Genomic DNA, 9103 nt, shown 5'->3' with positions numbered 1-9103 from the left:
GATGAGCCTGATCCGCCAGGGCTGCAGGTTATGCGGGTTGGGCGCCAGGATGGCGTGCCGGAAGGCATCGAGCCGGGGGTCAAGATTTGCCCCGTCCAACGTTTTCCATGGCTCATAGGCCCGCTTTGGAACCTGTGTGACGCGCCATGCCGCCCCGGCGCCGACCAATGCCAGCGTTCCGCCAATTCCCAGAATGAGATTGCGACGAGAAACCATGTGCACCTCCTTTGATTTGATATCAAACGACTTATGATTTGATATCAAGCTAAATGATCAGCCGCAAGGGGGCTTCTGCTTAGTCCAAACCGGGGAGTCGCTGCACGGCATCGCTGGTTCATGCGGCGCGATTCCACCCGGACGCGTTGAGGCAACGCAAAGCCGGTCCGGATCTTGCCTCCGGGCGGGGGGCGGCCGCCGTTTGCGCCCGTCGCTGCCGTGCCGCGCCGGGCTTGATCCGCCCTGGAGCATCCGCCCGCCAAGTGGATACCGGTTGGCGTAAAGAGCGGATGCGAAAACAAGAAGAGTGAGCGCCAGATCTCTTTCTGTCAGATCGCTTTGCGCTCTAGAACACCTTGCGCACCGCGAAGAACCCGGCCGCACCGAGCCAGAACGGCCCCGCGACACCGGCAATGAGCGGAATGATTTCCCCGCCGTTTCCAAAGCCGAATCCCAAGAGTTCGCCCGACGACACCAGATAGAGAATGCCGATCACCACCCCGATCCATCCGAGTGGACGGGGGAGGTTGCGTGTCCGGGAAATGACGAGACCGACCAGGACGAACCAGGTTCCGCCGAGAATATTGACCGCCACATCCTCGGTCGCCGTGTTCAGGACGGCGCCAATCATTCGATAGCTCGCGAATGTCGCGGTGCCCATCGTTGCATCCGCCCCGGGCGCATGCGCCGCAAGCAGCACCGGAATGAGCGTCAGGTAGGCGCCCCACCACAGGGGCCGAAGAGGCAGCGAGGCCCAGACAAGCCCGAAGGCAACATGGCGCTTCATCCCCCGGCCCGCCTGGTCGGAGAAAGCGGCCTGCGTGATGATCAGCATCATGGGAACGGCGAGCAAGTAGCCAATCAGCGCCGAAATGAGCGCGGTCTGCACGGTTCCCCCGCGGCTTTTCAGCAGGGAGAGAACTTCAGCGGCCGGGGCGCTTTCAAGATTGAAGAAGTTCAGGACGGCCAGAAGCGTCGTAAGCCCGTAGGCAAGGGAGAGGAACCCGGCGAGAACAACCGCGTAGGCGGCGAAGCGCTTGAGGCTGACAGGCATCGGAAAGATCCTTTCGAACGGAGAATGAGGTTGCGCGCCACAGTTGTCGGTGAAGCACTGGGGACCGCCTTCGCCTGGTGGAGTTGCCCCGGACCGGTGAACTCGGCCGGGATGCCCGTACAAAGCGGCCCTCTGCCGCGGAGAACGGGACTTCGATGGACTTGTGCGGCTCCATAACTTACCAACGGTAAGTTTTTTCCACGCCCATCTGGCCATTGTCAAGTTTCTCCTTCGCGGCCAGTATGCCGGCATGACCGTGACGGCTAAGGCGAAGGGTCGCCACCACCATGGGGCGCTGCGACGCGCGCTGCTGGATGCGGTGGCTGAAATCGTGATCGAGGATGGGCCGGAGGCTGTGACGCTGCGCGAATGTGCGCGCCGGGCCGGCGTCTCGCATGCGGCCGCCGCGCCGCATTTCGGCGACAAGCGCGGGCTGCTCACCGCCTTCGCGACGGAGGGCGAGACACGCCTGGCCGAGGCCATGCTGGCGGCGCTCGACACCTTGCCGGGAGGATCCCCGCCCGAGGCGCGGCTTGCCGCCACTGGCCGCGGCTACATCGCCTTTGCACGCAACTGGCCGGCTCATTTTCGGCTCAAGTGTCGCGCCAATCTGATCGACCGCACCAATCGCGACTGGTGCGAGGCGGCGGAACGGCCGTTCGCCCTCCTCTCGGAGGCGCTGGACGCGGTTGCGCCCGATCTCGATGCCCGTGCCCGGCGCGCGCGGCTCACCCTTGCCTGGGCGAGCGTTCACGGCTTCAGCGCGCTCCGCGCCGAGGGCTCCGGCAGCGATCTCTGGCGGCCGGAGGAGCGCGCAACGGTGGTCGCGGAGGATTTCCTGGCGCTGATCGTCTCGGCCTGCACTTCGCCTGCTCCAACCCGACAGACGGAATGAGGCTCCCGGTGTATTCCGCGTTTGGATAGATCGCGCTGGCGGATCAGCCAGGAAACCCTGAGGCGTCAAATCCTCTGACCTGTGGCGCAAATCGCCTGGAGAGGCCTCTGTCGGCTTCTGATTCTGAAAAGGATAAATCAAGTTTCTCGACGCCCTGTTGAAAGGCCGTCCATGCCGCATCAGCGATCCTTTAGAGCATTTTCCGATACTGGTTGGTCGAAGAAAATGCTCGAAATAACAAGAAATGAGAACGGACGGTCTGATTCAATCCGATCAGAGTCCGCTCTGGAATTCTGCGGATCTAACATCGGTGGTGGAAAGGAGCGAAGCCATGGACATTTTCATTGCATTGCTGATCTTGGGAGCTTCCGCTTTGCTGATCGTCGCGCCCTCTGTCTGCGTCTGGCGCGCCCTTTCCAGGCCCGTCGCGGCATCGCCGGCATGGCTTGGAATCGTGTTCGCCTTGATTGGCCCCTTCATCGCCGTCTTTGCCATCTGTGTGCTCATCTGGCTCCCGGCTTATGCGGGACAATGCGGCGGCTGGCTTGGCGAGACCTCGCCCTGCAGCGGTTTCGGCCAATTCTTGTTCGAAACGATGTTCTGGGCCACGATGGGCATCGCCATGCCGGGACTTCTCGGAATGCTTCTGGGTATCGCCGTTCTGATTGGTCTCCTTGTCAGGCGCGGCATGAAGCGTCCGGCCATCTGACCGGGCACAGAGCCATTGCTGATTCTGCGTGGCCTTCTTCGTGGCTGAGATCTGGACGGCATCCTCAAAGGGCGCGGTGCCCTCGACGCCTTCAAAGAGGCAGGAGCGGCAAGCCGGCCAGTGCCTGCGCAAAAACGGCCATCGTGAGCACCGCATACAACATCGCGACCCATGCCATCCGGCTCTTCGCGACGCCGACCCGATCGAACCAGAGCCCGGCCAGCGGCAGGGCCTGCATGGCGTGTAGCGCCAGGAAGTGGGCGGGCCGAATGTCGCCGACCGTCGCCGACCACCCCGTCAGCGGAAGAACCGACGAGCCCGCCGCAGCCACACCCACATGGGTCCCCTGCGAGCTCATGTATCCCGCGGTCACCAGCGTCAGCACGAAAGTCAGCAGGCAGCCCCAGCCGATCCCGAGACGCAGAGACGGCGTGACGTCTGCCTCCCCGTCGCGCAGCACGGCGATGCCGAAAATCGCCACGCCGGCGGTCAGCAGCATCGCCCCCGCTCCCATGATGCGGTACATGATTGTGGTGAAAGGGGTGGAGAGATTGAAATGCGACCCTTGCTGCTGCGCCGCCATGACGATCATGTAGCCCATCTCGACCAGCATCGCCATGGCCATGACGACGACCGTGCCGCGCAGGATGAGCCCTTCGCGCCAGCCCGGTGACAATCGTCGCTCAAACCACGCGAGTGTCGCGAACAGGACCGTGAAGGAGAGGGCGAACTTCATCGGTTTGGCCCAGACCGGGGAGCCTGAGAGGAGCCTGTCGTCAAAGGCTGCCCAGGCCAGGGTCAGCGTCAGCAGCATGGCGGAGAAGGCCGCGAGCACGGCGAGCGGGCGGGGCGCGGGCGCTTCGACGCCTTCCAGCGAGACAATCACGGCCATCGGGTCACCTCCTTGGATGCAACTTCAGCGTGGCCATGGCCTGGCGACCCGACAGCAGGGTCTCCATGCCAAGGGCGAGGACGAGACCGACCGGACCAAACAGGAACGTGCTCGCCAGGACGGGTGCCTGCACAAGGCGTCCGATACCGGCCCGGTCCATCCGCGCCGCAAGCACGGAACCCACGAACAGGTCGAAGGCAAGGTAGTGCACCCAGCCTGCCAGCAGGATCCACTCCGACGTGAAGAGCTGCCGGACAGCGGCAAGGCTCCCATAGCCTCCCCCCGTCCGGGAAAAATGGCTCAGCACCAGCGCCGCGTAGAGCAGCGAAAGGCCGAAGGGAATGATGAATTGCGGAATCGCGTTCAGAATCGCGAAGCGCCGCGGCCCGGCAATCAGGATGATCCAGCCCAGAAGCACGGGCGCTCCTGTCAGGCCGAACAGCTCTTGAGGCGACATTCATGTCTCCAACAAAACTTACCAGTGGAAAGTTATGGGGGTTCGCCGTTGGGATGTCCAGAAGAATATCCTCGTGGGGAACATCAGAAATCGCCCCGATCCGATGAAGGCGGGCCCGCGCATGGGCCACCGGCGCGCCTGCCACCCTGGCAACCGAAAAGGCGCACCCCGTGGCGGTCGACCGTGGCCGGGTGAACAAGGGTGGGCGTGTGGTTGTCGATGAGATCGATGCCTCCGAGATTGCCTCGATCGGGCTTGGCTTCGTGCTCTTTTCGGATGAGGAAAGCGGCGACAACGCCATTCAGGTCCACGCAGGACCTCACTCCTCGGAGTGCGACCAGCCATAAGGGCAACATTATTCCTGCCACTTGGCGAAGCGGGAGACACTGTCTGGGAACTTGGGGAGGCTATTTCACGCCGTCACAGTCTCCAGAACCCGAACGCGCAGATCAAACACCTACCCTGGCAGGAAGGCAGTCTCCTCCGGTTTCTGGCCATGGAGCGTGTGGATTTCCGCGCCATAGAGATCGGCAAGGCGGCTGGCCGTCAGCATCTCGGCCGGCGGGCCTTCCGCGAGGAGCGAACCGCGCCCAAGCAGTGCAACACGATCAGAATGGCGCAGCGCGTGGTTCGGATCATGCGTCGTGAAGAGCACCGCGAGGCCGCGCGACCTAAGCTCGCCGATCTGCCGCAGGACCTTGCCTTGATTGCCGAAATCGAGGTTGGCCGTGGGCTCGTCGAGCACGATGACGCGCGGCTCCTGCGCGAGAGCGCGCGCAATAAGCACGAGTTGCCGCTCACCGCCGGAGATCATGGTGTAGGGCTGTCCGGCGAGATGCGCGATGCCGAGTTCCGCAAGTTTCGCCTGTGCCAATGCGCGATCCGCCTCCGAAGGGCTTGCGAACAGGCCCTGATGCGCCGTGCGGCCCATCAGCACCACATCGCGCACGGAAAAGGCGAAAGCACCGGCATGGGCCTGCGGCACATAGCCGATGCGCCGCGCGCGTTCGGTGACCGGGAAATCCGTGAGCGGCTTGCCCTCAAGGAACACATGGCCGCCTTGCGGCTTCAAAAGGCCGATCAGCGTCTTCAGCAGCGTTGTCTTCCCGCCACCATTCGGCCCAAGCAGCGCCAGAACCTCGCCCGGCTTCACGCCGAGCGAGACATTCTGCCCGACCCGTCGGCCGGGATAGCCGAAGGCGAGATTCTCAGCCGCCAGAATCGAACCAATGCCCGTCATGACCAGCTTTTCTGCGCGCGGATGAGCAGCAGGATGAAGAACGGCGTGCCTATCACCGCGGTGAGGATGCCCAGCGGAATTTCCACCGAAGCGGCCGTTCGGGCGAGCGTATCGATTACCAGCAGGTAGCCGCCGCCCATGATCGCGGCTGTGGGGATGAGCCGCCCGAAATCCGGGCCGACGAGAAATCGCGCAAGATGTGGCACGATCAGCCCCACCCAGCCGATCACGCCCGCTGCGGCCACGCTCGCGGCAGTCACGAGCGTTGCCGCAGCGACAATCGCGAGGCGAATGAGGCCAGTGGAGAGGCCGAGCGAGCGCGCCTCCTCCTCAGGAAGGGACATCACGTTCATCCGCCAGCGCAGGGCGAAAAGCACCAGGGTTCCGGCGAGAACTGGTCCAAAAAGCGGCAGGAGATCATGCTTGTCCGTGCCCGACAGCGAGCCGAGAAGCCAGAAGGTCATGGCCGGGAGTTGGTTATAGGGGTCGGCGAGGTATTTCATCAGCCCCACGCCCGCACCCAGAAGCGCGCCGATCACCACGCCGGTCAGCACCAGTACGAGCACGGTATCGCTGCCCCGGATTGCCGAGCCGATCATGTAGACGAGCGCTACGGCGACAAGCCCGCCCGCAAAAGCGAGCGCCTGAATGCCGAAGATGCCGAGGGAGAAGAATATCCCGATCACCGCGCCCAAAGCCGCGCCGGATGAGGCGCCGAGAATATCCGGCGACACCAGAGGGTTGCGGAAAAGGCCCTGAAAGGCCGCGCCCGCGACAGCCAAAGCCCCGCCGCAGAGGATGGCCGCCACGACGCGCGGGCCACGAATGTTGAAGATCACCGCTTCCGTCGCCGCCGGCAAGCCCGAGGGCGGCCCGCTCATCCGCGACCACAAGGCGGCGAGAAGATCGCCCATCCCAACCGGAAAACGGCCCAAGGAAAACGCCAGCACGACGCCGAAGGCGAGGATCAGCACGGCGAGGCCAAGGCCCGAGGCAAGCCCCGCCTGCGATGGTCGCGCTGGTATCGCGGCTTCGTTCGCGCGCATCACCCGCGCCCTGCGAGCACGGCCGCGATCTGCGCGTCATCCGGCACGCGATGATAGAAGCGGCCATAGAAGTCGCGCGAGATGGCTGTGAGATCTTCGGGAAAAAGCGCGGGATACAGGATCTTCCCCAGCCACCAAAGGCCGGGAATGCGGTTGACCGCCGGTGGAAAATCCACCCAACCAAAGGGTAGCTTCGGCGAGAGATGCACGCGGCCCTCGCGCACGGCGGAAACCGCCGCCCAGGAGGGGTCGCTGCGCACGTTTGCCGAAAAATCCTGATCGATGGTGATGATCACCTCGGGGTTCCAGACCAGCACCTGCTCGAGCGAAACGGTCGCCAGCCCGCCGCGCACGCCGCCCGCGACATTGACGGCGCCCATGAACTCGATGGTCTCGACATTGATGGAGCCGCCGAGCCCGGTATCGAGGCCGCGCGGGCCGCGGGCGTAATAGACGCGCGGGCGCCTCTCCATCGGCACAGTGGCGACGCGTGCGCGGCAGGTGCGGATCACGTCATCGCAAACGCGCGCGAGGTCTTCGGCGCGTGCCGTTTCACCGGTTAACTGGCCGTGCAGGCGATAGCTCTCGACGAGCTTGTCGAAGCGGCCATCGAGCAGCGCATAGGAATGCCGGTCTGCGCGGCCACCCGATCCGCCACCTCGACGAAGGTGCGTGCGACCGAGCCGATATCGAGGATGAGATCGGGCTTCAGCGCGAGCAGCGTTTCGAGAGTGGTGGTGTTTCCGCGTCCGGTGAGGCGACCCACCTCGGCCCGCGCGCCAATCTCGGGATCGAGATAGGGCAGTTCGGCGGGCCGGTTCGCGCGCGGCCAGCCGATGAGCGAGCGCGGCTGCAGCGTGTAGTGCTGGATGGCGGCGGGCGGGCCAGCGGGGAAGACGCGCTCCGTGCGTGCGGGCACTGTCACACTGCGCCCCGCGCTATCGGTCACCGTCGCGGCCCGCGCGATGTTCGGCATCGCGAGCATCGCCGAGGCAGCAAGAAGGTTCCGACGGGTGAGCCTCATGGCTGTTCTCCTTCGCCCGTCTCTCCTCGCCACTCCTCGGGATTGGGCGGTGCTGGTGGTGAATAGCTGCAACGATCGGGCTTCACATCAAGCAGGGGCGTGCCATCCACACAATCAAGCCCGCGCACGAGCAGCACGCCATGCTCGATGCCGACCAACGTGCAGAGCGAGGTCGCGATGGGGTTCGGCCGCACGGGGGAACGCAGTGCGAAAGTGCCGGAGGTGGCGCGATCCGAGCGCGGGCTCTGCTGGAGAAGATCACGCCGCGCCTGATGCATCCAGTACAGCACTTCCACGCGAGCATAATGCTCAAGGCCTTTCAGCGCCGGGTGCCAGAGCGGATCAATCTCGATGCGACAGACAGGGCCATCGGTCTTGCCCTGGCGCGGGCATTGATCGCGGCTCACAAACGGCGTGCGGATGCGCCCGATGAAGATGAGCCGTGCATCCATCCGATCGGGCAGTTGGACTTCCAGTTCTCCTGGTCTCGTCTCGTCCCAGTTCATGGCCTCTCCTGCCGCCGTATCTCCTACCATCGAACACAGGGCGCGGGGTGCGGCAAGCCCCCAGCACATGAACTGCCCCTACAGTCTTGAGCAAGGCCATCACTCTTTCGGCAGGCCCGGCGCTGTGAAGCCGTGCTTCGCCAGAATGCGCTGCCCTTCCGGCGAGAGGATGAACATGGCGAAACCGGCTGCCTTCGGCGAGGCACCGTTGACGAGGGTCAGCCCGTAATCCGCTCCCACCGCAAGCGATTCCGGCAAACGGACCAGCGCGATGCCGGGTCTCTCCTTGCTGATCGGGCCTTCATTCGTGCAATAGGCGAGGAAGATATCGGCTGCACCCTCTGCGAGAATGTCGCCGTAAAGGTTCCGCCCGGCCTGCGGTTGGCGGCTTGTCGGCCCGCCGGTCAATTGGAGGGCCTTCGCTTCAAGCGCAGCCTTGCTGCCGGCCTTGATGGCTTCTGCCTTGGCGAAGACCTGAAAGGCGTAATCGCCCGCAGGGTCGGCCTTCGGAGTGGATGTGCCGAGCTTGATCGCCGGATCTAGCATCCGGTCGAGAAGGTTGCTCGTGGTGATAGGCAACCCAGGCCGGATGAAGGCGCAAAGCTCGTTCCGGGCAAAAAGAACCACAGGCCCCGCCTTGCCCGCTTTGGCGAGGGATTGTGGATGGCTCATATTGGCCGAGGCAAAAACCTCGGCCTTCTCGCCCCCCTGAATGGCATCCCGCAACAGGCCGGATGGCGCATATTTCTGCGTCACCGCCGTTCCGTGCTGCTGCTGGAAGGCCTGGCTGATCTCCGTCAGCGCACCGCGAAGGGAGCCGGCCGCATGGAGCAGAACCGGCTCATTCGCAGATCCGGCGTTGATCGAGAGAGCAGCCATGAGGAGGGCCAAACCGATCCGGCGCATGTCACGCCCCCGACTGGGTGGCGTTGGGGAAGAACAGCGATTGCCCGCCGATCTTGTAATCCGCGATGGCCTTCTGCCCTTCCGGCGAGACAAGCCAATCGATGAAGGCCTGGCCATCCGCCTTCTTCACATGCGGATGCTTCGCGGGGTTCACGAGC

At 64.2% G+C, this 9103-nt stretch carries 12 protein-coding genes and 2 pseudogenes; 3 read left to right on the top strand and 11 right to left on the bottom strand.

Features of this window, described 5'->3' with window-relative positions:
- Together ACKODO_RS16050 and ACKODO_RS16045 are read right to left on the bottom strand one after the other, a co-directional pair.
- Positions 1 to 216: pseudogene (locus ACKODO_RS16050) on the bottom strand (twin-arginine translocation pathway signal protein); the annotation flags it as partial.
- A 346-nt stretch (positions 217 to 562) separates the two neighbouring features.
- Positions 563 to 1270, bottom strand: coding sequence for a DUF4386 family protein (locus ACKODO_RS16045; protein ID WP_408984447.1), 708 nt, complete (start codon positions 1268 to 1270; stop codon positions 563 to 565).
- 250 nt (positions 1271 to 1520) lie between these two features.
- Between ACKODO_RS16045 and ACKODO_RS16040 the strand changes: the two genes are divergently transcribed.
- Both ACKODO_RS16040 and ACKODO_RS16035 read left to right on the top strand, forming a co-directional pair.
- A complete protein-coding gene (locus tag ACKODO_RS16040; RefSeq protein WP_408984446.1) occupies positions 1521 to 2165 on the top strand; it encodes a TetR/AcrR family transcriptional regulator in 645 nt (214 codons plus the stop codon).
- A gap of 331 nt (positions 2166 to 2496) precedes the next feature.
- Positions 2497 to 2874: a hypothetical protein gene (locus ACKODO_RS16035; protein WP_408984445.1), complete on the top strand. Its 378-nt coding sequence runs from the start codon at positions 2497 to 2499 to the stop codon at positions 2872 to 2874.
- Between the two features lie 91 nt (positions 2875 to 2965).
- On the opposite strand, the gene ACKODO_RS16030 is transcribed toward ACKODO_RS16035, so the two are convergent.
- Positions 2966 to 3766, bottom strand: coding sequence for a hypothetical protein (locus ACKODO_RS16030; protein WP_408984444.1), 801 nt, complete (start codon positions 3764 to 3766; stop codon positions 2966 to 2968).
- A 4-nt stretch (positions 3767 to 3770) separates the two neighbouring features.
- On the bottom strand, positions 3771 to 4223 hold the full coding sequence (locus tag ACKODO_RS16025; RefSeq protein ID WP_408984443.1) for an ABA4-like family protein: 453 nt from the start codon (positions 4221 to 4223) through the stop codon (positions 3771 to 3773).
- Between the two features lie 170 nt (positions 4224 to 4393).
- Here ACKODO_RS16025 and ACKODO_RS16020 point away from each other — a divergent pair, with 170 nt between their 5' ends.
- Complete coding sequence (locus tag ACKODO_RS16020) at positions 4394 to 4570, top strand: hypothetical protein (protein ID WP_408984442.1); 177 nt, start codon at positions 4394 to 4396, stop codon at positions 4568 to 4570.
- A 110-nt stretch (positions 4571 to 4680) separates the two neighbouring features.
- Here the strand turns inward: ACKODO_RS16020 and ACKODO_RS16015 are convergent, their stop codons facing one another.
- The 7 genes and pseudogenes from ACKODO_RS16015 to ACKODO_RS15985 all read right to left on the bottom strand — a co-directional run.
- On the bottom strand, positions 4681 to 5463 hold the full coding sequence (locus ACKODO_RS16015; RefSeq protein ID WP_408984441.1) for an ABC transporter ATP-binding protein: 783 nt from the start codon (positions 5461 to 5463) through the stop codon (positions 4681 to 4683).
- On the bottom strand, positions 5460 to 6509 hold the full coding sequence (locus tag ACKODO_RS16010; RefSeq protein WP_408984440.1) for a FecCD family ABC transporter permease: 1050 nt from the start codon (positions 6507 to 6509) through the stop codon (positions 5460 to 5462). The genes ACKODO_RS16015 and ACKODO_RS16010 overlap by 4 nt, the downstream gene beginning before the upstream one ends.
- On the bottom strand, positions 6509 to 7084 hold the full coding sequence (locus tag ACKODO_RS16005) for an ABC transporter substrate-binding protein (protein WP_408984448.1): 576 nt from the start codon (positions 7082 to 7084) through the stop codon (positions 6509 to 6511). The genes ACKODO_RS16010 and ACKODO_RS16005 overlap by 1 nt, the downstream gene beginning before the upstream one ends.
- Positions 7069 to 7533: a hypothetical protein gene (locus ACKODO_RS16000; RefSeq protein ID WP_408984439.1), complete on the bottom strand. Its 465-nt coding sequence runs from the start codon at positions 7531 to 7533 to the stop codon at positions 7069 to 7071. The genes ACKODO_RS16005 and ACKODO_RS16000 overlap by 16 nt, the downstream gene beginning before the upstream one ends.
- Complete coding sequence (tsaA, locus tag ACKODO_RS15995; protein ID WP_408984438.1) at positions 7530 to 8039, bottom strand: tRNA (N6-threonylcarbamoyladenosine(37)-N6)-methyltransferase TrmO; 510 nt, start codon at positions 8037 to 8039, stop codon at positions 7530 to 7532. The genes ACKODO_RS16000 and tsaA overlap by 4 nt, the downstream gene beginning before the upstream one ends.
- A gap of 99 nt (positions 8040 to 8138) precedes the next feature.
- A complete protein-coding gene (locus ACKODO_RS15990) occupies positions 8139 to 8945 on the bottom strand; it encodes a molybdate ABC transporter substrate-binding protein (protein WP_408984437.1) in 807 nt (268 codons plus the stop codon).
- Position 8946: 1 nt separating this feature from the next.
- A pseudogene (locus ACKODO_RS15985) lies at positions 8947 to 9103 on the bottom strand (tungsten ABC transporter substrate-binding protein); the annotation flags it as partial.

This window comes from Rhabdaerophilum sp. (assembly GCF_046092605.1).
GTDB lineage: Bacteria > Pseudomonadota > Alphaproteobacteria > Rhizobiales > Beijerinckiaceae > Rhabdaerophilum.
The sequence above is the reverse complement of the archived record's forward strand: the minus strand, read 5'-3'. Positions and strand labels throughout refer to the sequence as shown.

What these genes read in the sequence shown, in the direction of transcription:
- ACKODO_RS16045 (WP_408984447.1), bottom strand. Translation starts at nt 1,270, where the DNA reads ATGCCTGTCAGCCTCAAGCGCTTCGCCGCCTACGCGGTTGTTCTCGCC.
- ACKODO_RS16040 (WP_408984446.1), top strand. Translation starts at nt 1,521, where the DNA reads ATGACCGTGACGGCTAAGGCGAAGGGTCGCCACCACCATGGGGCGCTG.
- ACKODO_RS16035 (WP_408984445.1), top strand. Translation starts at nt 2,497, where the DNA reads ATGGACATTTTCATTGCATTGCTGATCTTGGGAGCTTCCGCTTTGCTG.
- ACKODO_RS16030 (WP_408984444.1), bottom strand. Translation starts at nt 3,766, where the DNA reads ATGGCCGTGATTGTCTCGCTGGAAGGCGTCGAAGCGCCCGCGCCCCGC.
- ACKODO_RS16025 (WP_408984443.1), bottom strand. Translation starts at nt 4,223, where the DNA reads ATGTCGCCTCAAGAGCTGTTCGGCCTGACAGGAGCGCCCGTGCTTCTG.
- ACKODO_RS16015 (WP_408984441.1), bottom strand. Translation starts at nt 5,463, where the DNA reads ATGACGGGCATTGGTTCGATTCTGGCGGCTGAGAATCTCGCCTTCGGC.
- ACKODO_RS16010 (WP_408984440.1), bottom strand. Translation starts at nt 6,509, where the DNA reads ATGCGCGCGAACGAAGCCGCGATACCAGCGCGACCATCGCAGGCGGGG.
- ACKODO_RS16000 (WP_408984439.1), bottom strand. Translation starts at nt 7,533, where the DNA reads ATGAGGCTCACCCGTCGGAACCTTCTTGCTGCCTCGGCGATGCTCGCG.
- tsaA (WP_408984438.1), bottom strand. Translation starts at nt 8,039, where the DNA reads ATGAACTGGGACGAGACGAGACCAGGAGAACTGGAAGTCCAACTGCCC.
- ACKODO_RS15990 (WP_408984437.1), bottom strand. Translation starts at nt 8,945, where the DNA reads ATGCGCCGGATCGGTTTGGCCCTCCTCATGGCTGCTCTCTCGATCAAC.